Here is a 16,590-nt window from a genome sequence, read left to right as displayed (position 1 = left end):
CTCACGCCTGGTGGGAGCCGGTGTCGGGCTGCTCCAGGTGCGCGGCCAGCACTGCGGCCTGCACCCGACGGTGCACACCCAGCTTGGCCAGCAGCCGGGAGATGTGGTTCTTGACGGTCTTCTCCGACAGATAGAGTTTCTTGCCGATCTCACGGTTGGTGAGCCCGTCACCGATCAGGGTGAGGATCTCCCGCTCCCGTGGCGACAGGGCGGCCACCTCCGGCGGTTCGGCCGGGGTCTCGGCGGGGCCCGTGCGCAGGGATCGCATCAAGCGGGCCGTGGTCTCGGGATCCAGCATCGACTGCCCGGACGCCACCGTGCGGACGGCCGAGATGAGATCCGAACCCTTGATCTGCTTGAGGACATAGCCGGAGGCGCCCGCCATGATCGCGTCCAGCAGGGCCTCCTCGTCGTCGAACGAGGTCAGCATCAGGCAGGCGAGCTCCGGCATCCGGCTGCGCAGTTCCCTGCAGACCGTGATGCCGTCGCCGTCGGGCAGCCGGACGTCGAGCACGGCGACGTCCGGCCGGAGCGCCGGTCCACGAGTCAGCGCGTGCTGCGCCGTGTCCGCTCCGCCGACCACAGTGATGTCCGGTTCCGCGTCGAGGAGGTCGGAGATCCCGCGCCGGACCACCTCGTGGTCGTCGAGCAGGAACACCCGGATCGGATGTACGGCGTCGAAAGCAGGTGCCTGGTTCATCGCGGTGCCTCGTTTCCGGCCGAGGTCGGCCCTTCGTCGATCATCGCCCGGCTCGCCCGCTCGACACTAGGGCCTACTGGGCCCCATGTGCACAGGGGCTCCGGCCGCGCCCGAGGGCCGCAAAGGTGCGCTGTACGCCGACCGTGATGCGACGGCTACAGGTTGCTGCCGGACCCGTTCGGCCCGTAAAGGTCCAGCAGACGGGCGCGCGCCGCGCGCAGCCGGCGGGCGACGATCGTGCCGACCCACTGGGACATCGCGTCCCCGAAGGCCGGATCGCTGCGGCACAGCTTCCGCACGGCCGCGGCATCGAACTCGTACGCCCTGACCGGCGTCACAGCCTCGGCGCCCATGTGCCAGACGTGCGGACCGAACAGCCAGGACCACCCGACGAGTTCGTTGTGGCTGAGCCTTTCGATGACGGCGGCCCGGCGGCCGGGAACACGCATGTCGAGTTCGATGGTGCCGGTGCGCACGATCCAGAAGTGGTCCGCCCTGCCGCCCTCGTTGAACAGGCGCGTGCCCTGCGCAACGGTCACCTCGCGTGCCAGCTCAAGGATCTTTTCACGGTGTTCTGCAGGCAGGGTGCGCAGAGTACTGAGGGTGGATGCGGTACTCACGACGGGCCTCCACTGACGAGCGCCTGAATTACTGCTTTCAGCCTGTGCCGGTGCGGCCGTGCAGGCCATGGGCCACATGGCCTGAATCCTCGGCATGCGGCCGCCGAAGAGCGTTCGTGCGCCCTCGTGCGATCCGCCACCGCGGCTCCCCGTCCCGCCGGTGCGCGGGCATGGGACGGCGGGCCCAACAGGCCCTACAGGCAGGGCTGTTCGCCGATCACCGATGGCCTTTCGGCACCACGTGCCGCCACCGGCACACCGCCAGAGTCAAAGGCGTCAGGACACCGTACCGACCGTTCCCGAAAGGATCACCGTCATGGCCGTGCACGACCACACCCACCGCAATGGGGGCCTTCACCTGCCGGCATTCCGCAGGCAGACCGTCCCCGCCAGGGACACCGCGGCGGCACGCACCGACGCGCACACCGCGAGGGCCTACGTATTCGCGACCCTGCGTCTCCTGACCGGCTTCGTCTTCCTGTGGGCCTTCCTCGACAAGACCTTCGGCCTCGGCTACGCGACCCCCTCGGGCAAGGGCTGGATCGACGGCGGTTCGCCCACCCAGGGATTCCTGAGCGGCGTGGCCGCCGGTCCGATGCAGACCACCTTCCACTCCTGGGCCGGTGACACCTGGGCCGACTGGCTGTTCATGCTCGGGCTGCTGGGCGTCGGCGTCGCCCTGATAAGTGGCATCGCGCTGCGCCTTGCCGCCGTGGCCGGCACCGCGATGATGGCGCTCATGTGGCTGGCCGAGTGGCCGCCCGCCAAGCACCTGGCCGACGGAACCCCCAGCATGTCGACGAACCCGTTCGCCGACTACCACGCGATCTACGCCGTCGTGCTGATCGCGCTGGCAGCCGCCGCGGCCGGCGGAACCGTCGGCCTGGGAAAGCTGTGGGCGAAGTTGCCCATAGTGCGCGACCACGCGTGGCTGCGCTGACCCCCCATGGCTCGACACGACACCGTGCCCGCCGGTCAGCCCCACCAACCAGGGGCCGACCGGCACCGGCCGGGGACAAGCGGCCCCTGCTGACCACGGCACAACTCCCGCACGCTGGCAGTGAGTCCACTTCAGGAGGCGAGAACCATGGCCGGCACCATCACCGTCGGGCTCGACGGCTCGGCCGAGAGCCGCGCCGCAGCCGAATGGGCCGCGCGCGAGGCGAAGCTGCGCGAACTGCCGCTGAAACTCCTCCACGTGTGGCGGCCCGTACCCGCTCCCATCCCGCAGGCCCCGCTGGTCGGAGCCGAGACCTTCGCGCACTGGAGCGAGCGCATTCCCCGGGAAACGGCGGAGGGCCTGCGCCTGCGCCATCCCGGAGTCACGGTCACCCACGAACAGGCGAGCGGGGTACCGGCAGAGGTTCTCGCGAGCGCGTCGGACAACTGCGACATGCTGGTCCTCGGCACGCGGGGCCTGGGCAGGATCGCCGGCTACACCGTGGGCTCGGTGAGCATGTCCGTCATCTCCCACGCCCGCGTCCCGGTCGTCCTGGTCCGCGCCGGTGAACAGGCGGCCGACGAGCACCACCCCGCCGGGATCGCGTCCGCCGCGGCGGCGTACCGCCCGGTGATCCTCGGCCTCGATGCCGACAGCCCCGACGACGCGGTGATCTCGTTCGCCTTCGAGGAAGCGGCACGCCGCGGGGCGCCGCTGCGTGCGGTCCATTGCTGGAATGTCTCGCCGTACTACGTCTACGGGCTACCCGTGGACCCGGTGCTGCGCCAGGAGATCGTCGTGCGCGAGGAAGCCGCCCTCTCAGACCTGCTGAAGCCGTGGCGGCAGAAGTTCTCCGACGTCGAGGTCATCGAGGACTCCCGCTACGACAGTCCCGCACTGCACCTGGTGAACATCGCACGCGAGGGCTCCCTCCTGGTCGTGGGACGCCGGATACGCCGCCTCCGGCTCGGCGCCCACATCGGGCCCGTCGCCCACGCCGTTCTGCACCACGCAACCACCCCCGTGGCCATCGTCGCGCACGGCACCGCCACGGGGACCTGAGCGAACTTCTCCCCACCAGCTGTCCATCGACGTGCTTGACCGGGCTGGTGCGGCTTGCCGCGCCAGCCCGGTGGCCCCTCCAGAAAGCCGTGAGCACCATGAAGAGCCAGCATCCCGTCGTTGTCGGAGTGGACGGCTCCCGGTCCAGCCTGCGAGCCATCAACTGGGCCGCGGACGAGGCAGAGCTGCACGAAGTCCCATTGCGCGTCGTGCACGCGTCTTTGTGGCAGCGCTACGAAACCGGGGTCGAGACCGAAGATCCCGATCCCTTCGGTGACAGGCGGCTCATCGACGAAGCACTGTCCTGGGCCCGTGCACAGCATCCCGGTGTGAAGGTCCTCTACGAGGTGCTTCCCGAGGAGCCCCGGGCCGCACTGCTCCGGGAAGCCCGAAGCGCCCGCCTGCTGGTCCTCGGGAGCCGGGGACGCGGCAGCATCCCCGAGCTGCTGCTCGGCTCCGTCAGCCTCGGTGTGGCCGCCCGAGCCAACTGTCCCGTCGTCGTCCTGAGAGGAAGACAGGACAACCGCGTACCGGCACCCGGCCGTAATCCGGTCCTCGTGGGGGTGGCCCACAGCCCCGAGACGTCGACGGCCGTCCAGTTCGCACAGACCGAGGCCCTCCTGCGCAAGGCTCCGCTGACGGCGATCCGGGCCTGGCACTGCCCGCCGCACGAGACCATCGACCATCCCTTGCTGAGCGTAGAGCCCGCCCGGCTGTACGAGCGGCGGGCCGCAGCCATGCTGGGGTCCGCTACCCGACACGTCCCGGACGGCGTCGACATCCGCCGCGTCACCGTGGAAGGGACCGCGCGTCGGGTCCTGCTGGACGCCTCCTACGGTGGCGGCCTGCTGGTCGTGGGGGCCCGGCGACGGCACGGGCAAGTCGGCCTGCAACTCGGGCGCGTGGGGCACGCCCTCCTGCATCACGCCGCCTGTCCAGTCGTGATCGTTCCCGAGCAGGTGTGACGCCGACCGCGCCCATGTCTCGAACAGCGCGCCGCCCCCGAACTGCCCACCCCGACCTGCGGAGCCATAGATGTCCGAGAGCAACCGCCCCTCTGCGCACGTCCTTCCCGACGAGGAACTGCACGCGCTGGATGCCCACTGGCGGGCCGCCAACTACCTCGCTGCAGGCCAGATCTACCTCATGTCCAACCCACTGCTGACCGAGCCGCTACGGCCGCATCACATCAAGCCGCGCCTCCTGGGGCACTGGGGCACCTCGCCGGGCCTCAACCTCATCCACACCCATCTGAACCGCGTCATCACAGGACGTGACCTCGACGCCCTGTGTGTATGGGGGCCGGGGCACGGCGGGCCTGCCGTGCTGGCCAACTCCTGGCTGGAGGGCACCTACAGCGAGACCTATCCGGACGTGGGCCGGGACGCGGACGGCATGGCCGAACTCTTTCGCCAGTTCTCCTTCCCCGGCGGTGTCCCCAGCCACGTCGCGCCGGAGACACCCGGCTCGATCCACGAAGGCGGAGAACTGGGCTACGCCCTGGCCCACGCCTACGGTGCCGCCCTGGACAACCCGAACCTCCTGGTGGCCTGCGTGATCGGTGACGGTGAGGCGGAGACCGGACCGCTCGCCGCCTCGTGGCACGCCAACAAGTTCCTCGACCCCGTGCACGACGGCGCCGTGCTGCCGATCCTGCACCTCAACGGCTACAAGATCGCGAACCCCACCGTGCTGTCCCGCATCACCGAGGCCGAGCTCGACCACCTGCTGCGCGGCTACGGGCACGAGCCCCTGCACGTCACCGGCGACGACCCGCATGAGGTGCACCGGGCCATGGCGGCCGCTCTCGACCTGTCGCTCGACCGCATCACCTCGATACAGAGCGGCGCCCGCGACAACGACACCACCACCCGCGAGCCCTGGCCGATGATCGTGTTGCGCACGCCGAAGGGCTGGACGGGACCCCGAGAGGTCGACGGCGCGCCCGTCGAGGGCACCTGGCGCGCCCATCAGGTGCCGCTCTCCCAGGTGAGGGAGAACCCCGAGCACCTGGCGCAGTTGGAGGCCTGGCTGCGCTCGTACCGTCCGCGGGAACTCTTCGACGCCCAGGGCCGTCCCACCGCCGAGGTGCTCGCCTGCGTCCCCGAGGGAAAACGCCGGCTGGGTGCCACGCCCCACGCCAACGGCGGCCACCTGGTCCGCGACCTGCCGCTTCCGCCCGTCGAGCGGTACGCGGTGCCGGTCGACAAGCCGGGCCAGAGCCTGCACGAACCGACACGGGTCCTCGGTGACTTCCTCGAACAGGTCATGAAGGACAGCGCGGGCCGTCGCGACTTCCGGCTGTTCGGACCCGACGAAACCGCCTCCAACCGGCTCGGCGCGGTGTTCGCCGCCAGTGGCAAAGCGTGGCAGGCACAGACCCTGGACACGGACGAACACCTGGACCCGCACGGCCGCGTCATGGAGGTCCTGTCCGAACACCTCTGCCAGGGCTGGCTGGAGGGCTACCTCCTCACCGGCCGCCACGGACTGTTCTCCTGCTACGAGGCGTTCGTCCACATCGTCGACTCGATGGCCAACCAGCACATCAAATGGCTCAGGACATCGCGGCAGATCACGTGGCGGGCCCCGATCGCCTCGCTCAACTACCTGTTGACCTCGCATGTGTGGCGGCAGGACCAGAACGGCTTCTCGCACCAGGACCCCGGCTTCGTCGACCACATCCTGAACAAGAGCCCCGAGGTCGTACGGGTCTACCTGCCGCCGGACGCCAACACCCTCCTGTCGGTCGCGGATCACGTCCTGCGCAGCCGCGACTACGTGAACGTCGTCGTCGCCGGCAAGCAGCCCTGCTTCGACTGGCTGTCCATGGAGCAGGCCCGCGCCCACTGCGCCCGAGGCGCGGGCATCTGGGAGTGGGCGGGAACGGCGAACGGCGGCGAACCCGAAGTCGTCCTGGCCTGTGCGGGCGACGTGCCCACTCAGGAAGTCCTGGCCGCGGCACAGATCCTGCGGCGGCACCTGCCCGAGTTGTCGGTCCGGGTCGTCAATGTCGTCGACATGGCCCGGCTGATGCCGCGCGAGGAACACCCGCACGGCATGAGCGACTTCGAGTACGACGGCCTGTTCACGGCGGACAAGCCGGTCATCTTCGCCTACCACGGCTATCCCTGGCTCATCCACCGCCTGGCTTACCGCCGCACCGGCCACCGCCACCTGCATGTGCGCGGCTACAAGGAGTCCGGCACCACGACCACGCCCTTCGACATGGTCGTCCGCAACGACCTCGACCGCTACCGCCTGGTCATGGACGTCATCGACCGCGTGCCGGGACTCGCGGTCAGCGCCGCCGGCGTGCGCCAGGCCATGGCCGACGTCCGCGCCCGCCACCACTCCTGGATCCGCCAACACGGAACCGATCTACCCGAGGTCGCCAACTGGACCTGGGCCTCCTGAACCGATCGACGACGAAGGAGTACCGCGATGACCATCCGCGTCGGCATCAACGGCTTCGGCCGCATCGGCCGGACCTACCTGCGCGCAGCCCTGGAACGCGTCGAGGCGAAAACCCTCGACATCGAAGTGGTCGCCATCAACGACATCGCCTCCCCCGCCACCCTGGCCCATCTCCTCGCCTACGACTCCACGTTCGGACCACTGGCCCGCCAGATTCACCACGACGCCGCCTCGATCAGCGTGGACGGCCGCACGATCGCCGTCAGCGCCGAGCGCGACCCGGCGGACCTGCGCTGGTCCGACGTCGCAGCGGACGTCGTCATCGAGTCCACCGGACGCTTCCGCACCCGAGACGCCGCCGCCCAGCACCTGAAGGCCGGCGCCGGCACCGTGCTGCTCTCCGCGCCCGGCAAGGACGTCGACGCCACCATCGTCATGGGCGTCAACGACGACAGCTACGACCGAGGGCACGACCGCATCATCTCGGCCGCGAGCTGCACGACCAACTGCGTCGCCCCGATGGTCAAGGTGCTGCACGAGAACTTCGGCATCCAGCGCGGCATGATGACCACGATCCACGGCTACACCAACGACCAGGCCCTGCTGGACGGCCCGCACAAGGACCTGCGCCGCGCCCGCTCCGCGGCACTCAGCATCATTCCCACCAGCACCGGAGCCGCACGTGCTGTCGGCCTGGTGCTGCCGCAGCTTGACGGCGTTTTGGACGGGATCGCGGTGCGCGTGCCGGTCGAGGACGGTTCGCTCACCGATCTGACTGTGATGCTGAGCGGTGATGTCACCGCTGAGGAGATCAACACGGCGTTCCGGACCGCGGCCGACGGGCAGCTCGGAAGTGTTCTCGAGGTAGCCACGGCACCGATCGTCTCCCGCGACGTCATCGGCAACCCGGCCTCCTGTGTCTTCGACCCGCTCCTGACCCAGGCCCACGGCACGCTGGCCAAGGTCTTCGGCTGGTACGACAACGAATGGGGCTACACCCAACGGCTGCTCGACCTCACCGCACTGGTCACCGCCGGCTGACGGCAACACATCGCGCACGCGTCCCGGCACGGTCGCTGCCTCATGGCGCCGACCACCCCACACACCGCTCACGACCAGACAGGAAGGTTGATCATCATGCGAGGACGGGTGCTGGTCGTCTACGCGACCGGGAACGGATCGACGGCGCAGATCGCGGGTGCCATCGCCGATGTGCTGCGCACGGCAGGCCTGGAGGCCGAGCCGCGGCTTGCGCGCTTCGTGGCCAGTGTGGCGCCCTACGACGCGGTGGTGCTCGGCAGCGGACTGTACGCCGGCCATTGGCAGCGGGACGCCCGCCGGTTCGTACGCCGGCACCGTCACCAACTGGCGGATCGGCCCTTGTGGCTGTTCAGCAGCGGCCCGCTGGACACCACGGCGTCGCAAGGGGACATACCCCCCACACCCGCGGTGTTGCGTCTCGTCCAGGGGCTGGGCGCACGCGAGCACGTCACCTTCGGCGGATGCCTGCGGCAGGACGCCTCCAGCCGCGGGGCCCGCATGCTGCTGCGCTCGGGCAGGCCCGGCGACTTCCGCGACTTCCCTGTGATCGAGGCGTGGGCAGCACGCGTCGCCGCCCAGCTGCTGGCCGAACCGGAACACGCCCAATGACGTGCTTGCCTATTCACCTCCGGGTGGGCGAACTGGATCTCGGCACTCGTTGCGACGCCTGCAAATCCGGTGTTGAAGCCGAGGGCATGCAGCCCTGTCGGCCCAACTGCTCAAGAGCGTTCCCCTCCTTTCGGCAGATCCCACCCACCGGCTCCATGATCCGCTGGGGACGGCCCCGGGAAAGGGGCCGGACGGTCCTGGGAACGGGTCCGGCGGCCCCTCCTCGCAGCACACCTGTGGCGGAAAGATGAGCTCAGACGCACGGGGGAAGTCACGGAAAGGGACAGCACCATGCTGCGACCAGTGATCGTCGGAGTCGACGAGTCCCCGGAGAGTCTCGCCGCCACCGAGTGGGCCACCCGCGAAGCGCTCCGACGCGACGTACCTCTGCGGCTCGTGCACGCCTGGAACTGGAGCCCGCATCCTGCCTCGGACGTCCCCGCGGGTGCAACGGCCGTCGGCGCGGCTCAACGGGTCAGGGCCCGCAGCGTTCTGGACACGGCAGAAGCAGCGGTCCGCACCTACGCCCCAGCCCTGCCACTGACGGCCGATCCGCTCGAGGGCCCAGCCGCAGCCGCCCTTTTGCACATCGCCGCACAAGCCGACCTTCTGGTGCTGGGTTCACGCGGATTGTCCTCGGTCACGGGAGTCGTCGTGGGGTCGGTTGCCAACCATGTAGCAGGCGCCAGTCCCGTGCCGATCGTCCTCGTCCGCTCCGGTGGGTCGCCCCTGCCGTACCGCTCCGTCAAGGACGAATCCTCTCCTGAGGTGGTACTGGGCCTGGATCTCACCGACCCGTGCGACGAGGTCATCGAGTTCGCGTTCGCAGCCGCCGAACAGCGCGGCGCCCGGTTGCACGTCCTCTCCGCCTGGCGCAACCCCAGCATGTACGCCCTGGGGCCAGGTGAGATCGGCCTTGTGCCCGGTCTGCGCCGCCAAGAAGAGTGGTACCGCTTCCAGGAGGCCGTACTGCAGTCCTGGCGCACCAAGTTCCCCACGGTGACGGTCGCGGGCACGGTCGTCGAGGGGCGGGCCGGGACACCGCTGCTGGCCGCGGCGAAGCAGGCGAGCCTCGTCGTGGTCGGCCGCCACGCGCACGCCACGTTCCACGTGAACCGTGGCAACGGTCCCGTCACCCATGCGGTCGTTCACCAGGCACCGTGCCCCGTCGCGATCGTGCCGCACCCCTGAGCCTGCCGTCCGTGCGACCCCACCCGCCCTGTGAGGAAGTCGCGTCATGAGCGCACCCACCTCGTACGTGTACGCGTTTGCCGACGGCAGCCGTGAACTGACCGACCTCCTGGGCGGCAAGGGCGCGGGACTCGCGGAGATGAGCCGCCTGGGCCTGCCCGTACCGCCGGGCTTCACCATCACCACCCAGGCCTGCCGCAGCTACCTGGCCACCGGTGAGGAACCGGCGGACCTCGGTGTCGAGGTCGCCCAGCAACTCGCCGCGCTGGAGCAAGCGGTGGGCCGCTCCCTGGGAGCGGCGGATCGGCCCCTTCTCGTATCCGTCCGCTCCGGAGGCAAGTTCTCGATGCCGGGGATGATGGAGACGATCCTCGACATCGGCCTCAACGACGCGTGCGTGCGCGGCCTCGCGCGCGTCACTGGCAAGGAGCGATTCGCCTGGGACTCCTACCGCCGCCTCCTGCAGATGTTCGGGCACACCGTCATGGATATCGACAGCGCCCTGTTCGAGGAGGTCCTGGCGGCTCGCAAGCAAAAGTACGGTCTGAAGAACGACACCGAACTGGACACCGGCCACCTCAAGTCCATCGTCCAGGAGTTCAAGTCGCTCATCCGGCGGGAGGGCGGCGAGGAGTTTCCGCAGGACCCCGTCACACAGCTCCACCAGGCCATCCGCTCGGTCTTCTCGTCCTGGAACAGCGAGCGCGCCCGCCTCTACCGCGCACGGGAAGCCATCCCCGACGATCTCGGCACCGCCGTCACCATCCAGACCATGGTCTTCGGCAACCTCGGAGCCGACTCCGGTTCGGGGGTGGCCTTCACCCGCGACCCAGTCACCGGCGAACCCGGGCTGTACGGCGACTACCTGCCCGGCGCCCAGGGCGAAGACGTCGTCTCCGGTGCTCGTGACGCCGCGTCCCTGGACAGCCTCCGAACAGCCAGCCCTGACGTCCACGACGAACTCGCCGGTCACCTGCGGACGCTGGAGCACCACTATCGCGACCTGTGCGACGTCGAGTTCACCGTGGAACGTGGCACGCTGTGGATCCTGCAGACCCGCGTCGGCAAGCGCACCGCCGAGGCGGCGTTCCGCATAGCCGACGATCTCGCGGCCGAGCACCGGATCTCACGGGACGAGGCGCTGCGGCGCGTCGAGGGAGAGCAGCTGAACCGACTCATGTTCCCGCGCTTCGCACAACGGCCCTGCGACGTACCCCTCGCCGGCGGCGTGGCGGCATCGCCCGGCGCCGCGGTGGGGGTCGTCGTCTTCGACTCGCGCGCCGCGGTGCGCGAGGCCCGCGCGGGCCGACGGACCGTCCTGGTGCGGCGCGAGACGACTCCGGAGGACCTGCCGGGCATGATCGCGGCGGAGGCCGTGCTCACCAGCCGCGGCGGCAAGACCAGCCATGCCGCCGTCGTAGCACGCGGTATGGGCAAGGTCTGCGTGTGCGGTGCCGAGACGCTCACCGTCGACGAGACCGCACGACGCCTTACCACCCGCTCGGGTGTGGTCGTGCACGAGGGTGACACCGTCTCCGTCGACGGAACCACCGGAACCGTGCACCTGGGAGCGCTGCCCCTGATCGACTCCGACGTACGCACCGCCGTCGAGTCAGGGACGAGCACCGGCGCCCTCAGTAACGCGGTTCTGCGTTCCGTGGCACACGCCGACTCCGTGGCCCGCCTCGAAGTACGGGCCAACGCCGACACGCCAGCCGACGCCGCCCTCGCCCGACGGCTCGGCGCCCGGGGGATCGGCCTGTGCCGCACCGAGCACATGTTCCTGGGAGATCGCCGCTCGCTGATCGAGGACATGATCCTCGCCACCGACGACGACGCCCGGCGCAGCGCGCTGGATGCTCTCCTGCCGCTGCAACGCCTCGACTTCGTCGGGATCCTCAAAGCCATGGACGGCCTGCCGGTCACCATCCGGCTCCTCGACCCGCCCCTGCACGAGTTCCTGCCCGACCTCACAGAACTGTCCGTACGCCTGGCCACAATGGAGAACCCCGCTCGCCGAGATCGCGAACTCCTGGACGCAGTGCAGCGGTTGCACGAACAGAACCCCATGCTCGGGCTGCGCGGAGTGCGCCTGGGCCTGGTCGTGCCCGGTCTGTTCGCCATGCAGACCCGGGCGATCGCCGAGGCGGTCGAGCAGCGGCTGCGCGAGGGCGGAGATCCGCACGCCGAAATCATGATCCCGCTCGTCGCTACGGCCGAGGAGCTGCGCTTGGCCCGTGCCGAGGTGCAACAGGTACTCGCGGACGTGTCCGGCACGGCGGGCCGCCGCATCGACTGCCCGATCGGTACCATGGTCGAACTCCCCCGAGCCGCTCTGACGGCAGACCGTCTCGCTCGCCACGCCGACTTCTTCTCCTTCGGCACCAACGACCTCACCCAGACCGTGTGGGGGATGTCCCGGGACGACGCGGAAGCCTCCTTCTTCCCTGTCTACCTGGACCGCGCCGTCTTCCCCGTCTCCCCCTTCGACAGCATCGACGAGGAGGGCGTCGGCCGACTGATCACACATGCTCTGGCAGGCGGCCACAAGGCCAACCCCCGTCTTGCCGCCGGCATCTGTGGGGAGCACGGTGGCGACCCGGCCTCCGTGCACTTCTTCCACCGTGCGGGCCTCGACTACGTGTCCTGCTCACCGTTCCGAGTTCCGGCAGTGCGGCTGGCGGCAGGGCGGGCAGCGCTCGGCGCGGCAAGCGGCGGAAGCGCCAGCCGATGAGGAGGCCGCGCCGTTCCGCACACGCCTACACGACCCGGGGTCCACGCCTGGGCCGCGCTGCTGGTCAGCGCCTATCCACCGTTCTCGTCGGCGGCTCCCGACCACCCGGTGCAGATCGTGGTGCGCACACTTAGCTGAACCGTCTCGCAGTGTTCTTCCGACTGGTCCTGGTGACCCCACGGCGATCATCAGCAGCCTCCTGCAGAGCGGCTGGGCAGCGGTCAGCTGGAGGTTCTGGCTCATCATCCTCGCCCTGGGGCGACTGCCCTCACCCTGCCCTACGCGGCGACGGCCGCAGTCACCCCAATACGCACTGCGCCTGAACGCCTACGCCTGCCTCCTCCCCCGGCCTCCCCCAAGCCGCTGTTCGGCGAGGCCTCCACCAAGGAGACCCTCCCGTCCGGCACACGTCGCCTAATCTCGACCTCACGACGAAGGCTCTCGTCGTGCTGTTCCTGATCCCCGGCCTGGCCGGCGCCGCCGTCAACACCTCCGTCGACTCCGACGTCCGCGGCCCGAGGTCTCTCTGGTCGAGCTGAGGCGACAGCGGGTCGACCGGGCGTGGTCAGCGCCGTCCTTTCCCACGCGCCTCCTTGGCTCACCTGGGGGAAGAGATGCCCGGTCCGGCTCTGGAAGCCGTTGTTCATCGTGCGTGCGGACGCCGGTCAGACAGCGAGTCACTCTCCGTCCGCAGTGTCCGGGAGGGGCAGCGCGAACCATACGGCCTTGCCTTCCCGGGTGAGTAGGGTCCCCCACGTGGCGGCCAGGTGGTTGAGCAGGGCCAGTCCGCGGCCCGACTCCTCCACGAGGCCCGCAGTCCTGGCGCGAGGCAGAACAGGGCTGCCGTCGCTAACTTCGATGTGGAGTTCGTCCCTGGTACGCCGCAACCGGAGGCGAAGCGGGTCGCATGCGTGACGCACGGCGTTCGACAGGAGCTCCGAGGCCAGGAGGCAGGCGGTGTCGGTCAGTTCGTCGCAGTCCCAGTCCTGGAGGGTGCGGCGCAGGAAGCGGCGCCCCTCGCCCACGCTGACGGGCTGAGCCGGGAGCTCCGCGGTGACGGCGGTCACCGGGGTGGGCGGGATGCGGGCGAGCAGGAGCGTCACATCATCGGCGTAGTCCTGGGGACCTGGCAGCAGAGTGGCGAGTACGGAGTCGGCGGCCGCTTCGAGGCAGGGAGTTCCTGCGGTCGCCTTTTCCAGGGCTATGGCGAGGGCATCGATCTGCTCCTCGATGTCGCTGGTGGGAGTCTCCACCAGGCCATCGGTGTACAGGGCGAGCACCGAGGCCGGCGGCACGCTGAGCCGGGTCTCCTGGTGGGGAATGTCGCCAACGCCCAGAGGGACGCTGACGGGTACTGGCAGGCGGCGGACCTGTCCGGTGGAGTCCACCAGCAGGACCGGCAGATGTCCTGCGGAGCACACGGTCACAGCGCTGTCATCGGGGTCCAGGATCAGGTAGCAGCAAGTGACCAGCTGATCGGGCAGTTCACTGACGACCGCGTCCAGGGCCCGCATCAGCTGCCAGGGCGGCATTCCGGTCTTGGCCAGGGCGTGCGAGGCCGAGCGGAGCTGCCCCATGACGGCTGCGGCCTCCAACCCCCTCCCCATGACATCACCGATCAGCACTCCCACCCGCCCGCCGCCGAGTGCGATCAGATCGAACCAGTCTCCTCCCACACCCGGCCCCTGACGGGCGGGAAAATAGCGGCTGGACGTGTCCATACCCGGCAGCGGAGCTGGTGAGCCCATCAGGCTGCGCTGCAGTGTCAGGGCCACGTGGCGCTGCTGTTCGTAGAGTTCGGCGAGTTGCGCCTCGGCAGCCTTGCGCGCGCTGACATCACGGATGGCTGCGGAGACCAGGGTGCCTTCCGGAGTCTGCAGGGGGCTGAGACTGATCTCGACGGGAAACTCGACGCCGTCCTTGCGCAGCCCGTACAGGTCCAGGCCGGCTCCCATGGGGCGTACACGATGGTTGTCGACGTAGCCGTGGCGGTGCGTGGGGTGATGGCCGTGGAACCGCTCAGGCACCAAGATCTCCACCCGGTGTCCCAGGAGCTCTTCGCGCCCGTACCCGAAGAGGGCTTGTGTCTGGGCGTTGACGAGCTGAATGATGCCTGCGCCATCCACGATCACAATGGCGTCCGGGGCGGCCTCCAGCAGGGCACGGAAGCGAGCCTCGGCGGCCTTGCGTTCGCTGACATCGCGTACAGCGGCGGAGATCAGCAGCCCGTCCGGAGTCTGCAACGGGCTGAGGCTGATCTCGACGGGGAACTCGGCTCCGTCCCGGCGCAGTCCGTGCAGCTCGAGGTCGGCGCCCATCGGGCGGATCTGCTGGTTCGCGGAGTACCCCATACGGTGCCCCGGGTGCTGACCCCGGAACCGCTCCGGGACCAGGATCTCGATGGGACGGCCGAGCAACTCGCTGCGGGGGTAGCCGAACAGCGTCTCTGTCTGGGCATTGACCAGACGGATCACTCCAGCGTCGTCGACGATCACCATCGCGTCGGGGGCCGCCTCCAACAACGCGCGAAACGGCTCCTCCGAAACGGAGATGGTGGGAGGTTGTGCCCTGCGTTCACCCGGTTCCATGACACATCTCAGCATCAACGGGCCCTCGCACACGACGCTTGTCGCCAAACGCCAAGTAGTGACGCTTCTTTACCGGAATGCGTAACGAGTCAACGACTGCACCGACGTCAGCCATCAACGACTCGATGCGCCTTACGGTGCGGCCGGCCGTGCGAGGACGCCTCCGAGGGCCATCATCAACCCCCCGCCAGTGCCGCCCGCACCGGCCCCCGTGCTCGTACGCGCCCTGGTCGAGGGTGTCCAGATAGTGCCCGAGCAGCGAGGTGACCGAGTCGGCGATATAGGCGGCCCCTCCGACGTGGTCCCGGCCGGTGCCGATGAGCTGGCCGGGGCGGCCGTCGCGGGCGGGGACGGGCGGAGACGAAGTTGCCGTCGTAGCGGGTCAGGAAGGGCAGCCAGCCGCGATGCTGCCCGCAGCGGCGCACGGTGTCCGGGGCACGGCGTCGAGAACGATCGCGTTCCACCCCATGTCCCAGCCGAACCATGGGCGTTCTCCCTCCCACACGCCCTCCATGAACTCGGCGACGAGCCCCTCGATCGGCAGCCGGGCGCCGTGCTGGAACACACCGGCGTCCCCGCCCCTGTCGGCGACCTGCCTGTACAGCGCACGCAGGTCGGCGGGCAGCGGCCGCCCGATGCGGCGTTCGGCTTCGAGGAGCGCGGACTCCGTCACGGGCGCTGTCAGTTGGTCGGGGCGCCCGAGGAGAGTGGCCCGCCGTGCGAGCAGTTCCCGCATCCGGGCCAGGGCGAGATCGAGATCACCGGCGGGCCCGGCAGCCCCCGCCTCGTGCCGCTCCCCTTCTGTCGAGGTGCGAGCGGCGACCCTTTCCGGGGAGGGGCGTTGTGCCGGGTCCTTCTGCAGGCATTCCCGTACGAGTCCGAGGAGGGCCTGCGGCACCCCGTCCAGGTCCGGCTCTTCCTCGGCGACCCGGAACAACTGGGCATGCAGCCCGTTGCCGGCCGAGCCGAAGGGCTGGCGCCCTGTGGCGGCGTAGGCGAGGACCGAGCCCAGGCAGAACACGTCGGAGGCGGCGGTGACGTGCCAGCCCCGCACCTGCTCCGGCGACATGAAGCCGGACGACCCGATCACCATGCCCGTGCGGGTCTGCAGACTGTCCCGGCTGATACTGTCCAGCGCCTGGGCGATGCCGAAGTCGATGAGACGTGGCCCGTCCACAGTGGCCAGGACGTTGGACGGTTTGAGGTCACGGTGGCCCGCCCCGTGGACGGCCTGCAGCCGAGCGCAAGCCGGTTGGCCAGGACCTGGACCGAATGCTCGGGCAACGGCCCGTACTGCTCGGCCACGACGGCATGCAGATCAGGCCCGGGAACGTATTGCGTCGCGACCCAGGGCGTCTCCGCGTCCGTGTCCGCGTCGAGCACGGCCGCGGTCCAGGCCCCACCTACCCGCCGCGCCGCGGTCACCTCGCGTGCGAACCGCGAGCGTAATTCGGCGTGTTGGGCGAACTCGGCCTGCACGACCTTGACCGCCACCGTACGGCCACCTTCGGAGCGGGCGAGGTAGACCCGGCCCATACCGCCGGCACCCAGGCGGACGATGAGGCGGTAGGGACCTATGTGGGGCGGGTCTTCGGCGATGGACTCCTCCACGAGAAAGGAGAGTAACTCAACCATGCCATACAGATGGGGTGTTGGGCGGTGGAGCGGGGGCTATGGCGAGTTCGGGC

11 protein-coding genes and 1 pseudogene are annotated in these 16,590 nt (G+C 69.6%); 8 read left to right on the top strand and 4 right to left on the bottom strand.

The window, feature by feature from the left end:
• Position 1: 1 nt before the first annotated feature.
• Together G3I40_RS03200 and G3I40_RS03195 are read right to left on the bottom strand one after the other, a co-directional pair.
• The gene (locus G3I40_RS03200) at positions 2 to 700 is read right to left on the bottom strand and encodes a response regulator transcription factor (RefSeq protein ID WP_164300606.1); all 699 of its coding nucleotides are present in this window, start codon (positions 698 to 700) and stop codon (positions 2 to 4) included.
• A 155-nt stretch (positions 701 to 855) separates the two neighbouring features.
• Positions 856 to 1,320 (bottom strand): cyclic nucleotide-binding domain-containing protein, encoded by a 465-nt coding sequence (locus G3I40_RS03195; RefSeq protein WP_343244808.1) that lies wholly within the window; start codon positions 1,318 to 1,320, stop codon positions 856 to 858.
• Positions 1,321 to 1,636: 316 nt separating this feature from the next.
• Here G3I40_RS03195 and G3I40_RS03190 point away from each other — a divergent pair, with 316 nt between their 5' ends.
• From G3I40_RS03190 to ppdK, 8 genes are all read left to right on the top strand, one after another.
• A complete protein-coding gene (locus tag G3I40_RS03190; protein ID WP_164300604.1) occupies positions 1,637 to 2,260 on the top strand; it encodes a DoxX family membrane protein in 624 nt (207 codons plus the stop codon).
• 147 nt (positions 2,261 to 2,407) lie between these two features.
• Positions 2,408 to 3,322 carry a universal stress protein gene (locus G3I40_RS03185; protein ID WP_164300603.1) on the top strand — a complete coding sequence of 305 codons (915 nt, stop codon included), beginning with the start codon at positions 2,408 to 2,410 and terminating at the stop codon, positions 3,320 to 3,322.
• 98 nt (positions 3,323 to 3,420) lie between these two features.
• A complete protein-coding gene (locus tag G3I40_RS03180; protein WP_164300677.1) occupies positions 3,421 to 4,287 on the top strand; it encodes a universal stress protein in 867 nt (288 codons plus the stop codon).
• A 70-nt stretch (positions 4,288 to 4,357) separates the two neighbouring features.
• Positions 4,358 to 6,739 carry a phosphoketolase family protein gene (locus tag G3I40_RS03175; protein ID WP_164300602.1) on the top strand — a complete coding sequence of 794 codons (2,382 nt, stop codon included), beginning with the start codon at positions 4,358 to 4,360 and terminating at the stop codon, positions 6,737 to 6,739.
• A gap of 27 nt (positions 6,740 to 6,766) precedes the next feature.
• A complete protein-coding gene (gene gap / locus G3I40_RS03170) occupies positions 6,767 to 7,780 on the top strand; it encodes a type I glyceraldehyde-3-phosphate dehydrogenase (RefSeq protein WP_164300601.1) in 1,014 nt (337 codons plus the stop codon).
• A 96-nt stretch (positions 7,781 to 7,876) separates the two neighbouring features.
• Positions 7,877 to 8,389, top strand: coding sequence for a flavodoxin domain-containing protein (locus G3I40_RS03165; RefSeq protein WP_164300600.1), 513 nt, complete (start codon positions 7,877 to 7,879; stop codon positions 8,387 to 8,389).
• A 291-nt stretch (positions 8,390 to 8,680) separates the two neighbouring features.
• Positions 8,681 to 9,580, top strand: a complete 900-nt coding sequence (locus tag G3I40_RS03160; RefSeq protein WP_164300599.1) for a universal stress protein — start codon at positions 8,681 to 8,683, stop codon at positions 9,578 to 9,580.
• Positions 9,581 to 9,626: 46 nt separating this feature from the next.
• A complete protein-coding gene (gene ppdK / locus G3I40_RS03155; RefSeq protein ID WP_164300598.1) occupies positions 9,627 to 12,314 on the top strand; it encodes a pyruvate, phosphate dikinase in 2,688 nt (895 codons plus the stop codon).
• 677 nt (positions 12,315 to 12,991) lie between these two features.
• Here the strand turns inward: ppdK and G3I40_RS03150 are convergent.
• A complete protein-coding gene (locus G3I40_RS03150) occupies positions 12,992 to 14,935 on the bottom strand; it encodes a PAS domain S-box protein (RefSeq protein WP_343244807.1) in 1,944 nt (647 codons plus the stop codon).
• A gap of 775 nt (positions 14,936 to 15,710) precedes the next feature.
• A pseudogene (locus G3I40_RS46875) lies at positions 15,711 to 16,537 on the bottom strand (serine/threonine-protein kinase); the annotation flags it as partial.
• Between the last annotated feature and the right edge of the window lie 53 nt (positions 16,538 to 16,590).

This window comes from Streptomyces sp. SID14478 (assembly GCF_010548525.1).
In the GTDB taxonomy this organism is placed as follows: domain Bacteria; phylum Actinomycetota; class Actinomycetes; order Streptomycetales; family Streptomycetaceae; genus Streptomyces.
The sequence above is the reverse complement of the archived record's forward strand: the minus strand, read 5'-3'. Positions and strand labels throughout refer to the sequence as shown.

What these genes read in the sequence shown, in the direction of transcription:
- G3I40_RS03190 (WP_164300604.1), top strand. Translation starts at nt 1,637, where the DNA reads ATGGCCGTGCACGACCACACCCACCGCAATGGGGGCCTTCACCTGCCG.
- G3I40_RS03175 (WP_164300602.1), top strand. Translation starts at nt 4,358, where the DNA reads ATGTCCGAGAGCAACCGCCCCTCTGCGCACGTCCTTCCCGACGAGGAA.
- G3I40_RS03165 (WP_164300600.1), top strand. Translation starts at nt 7,877, where the DNA reads ATGCGAGGACGGGTGCTGGTCGTCTACGCGACCGGGAACGGATCGACG.
- G3I40_RS03160 (WP_164300599.1), top strand. Translation starts at nt 8,681, where the DNA reads ATGCTGCGACCAGTGATCGTCGGAGTCGACGAGTCCCCGGAGAGTCTC.
- G3I40_RS03180 (WP_164300677.1), top strand. Translation starts at nt 3,421, where the DNA reads ATGAAGAGCCAGCATCCCGTCGTTGTCGGAGTGGACGGCTCCCGGTCC.
- G3I40_RS03185 (WP_164300603.1), top strand. Translation starts at nt 2,408, where the DNA reads ATGGCCGGCACCATCACCGTCGGGCTCGACGGCTCGGCCGAGAGCCGC.
- G3I40_RS03200 (WP_164300606.1), bottom strand. Translation starts at nt 700, where the DNA reads ATGAACCAGGCACCTGCTTTCGACGCCGTACATCCGATCCGGGTGTTC.
- ppdK (WP_164300598.1), top strand. Translation starts at nt 9,627, where the DNA reads ATGAGCGCACCCACCTCGTACGTGTACGCGTTTGCCGACGGCAGCCGT.
- gap (WP_164300601.1), top strand. Translation starts at nt 6,767, where the DNA reads ATGACCATCCGCGTCGGCATCAACGGCTTCGGCCGCATCGGCCGGACC.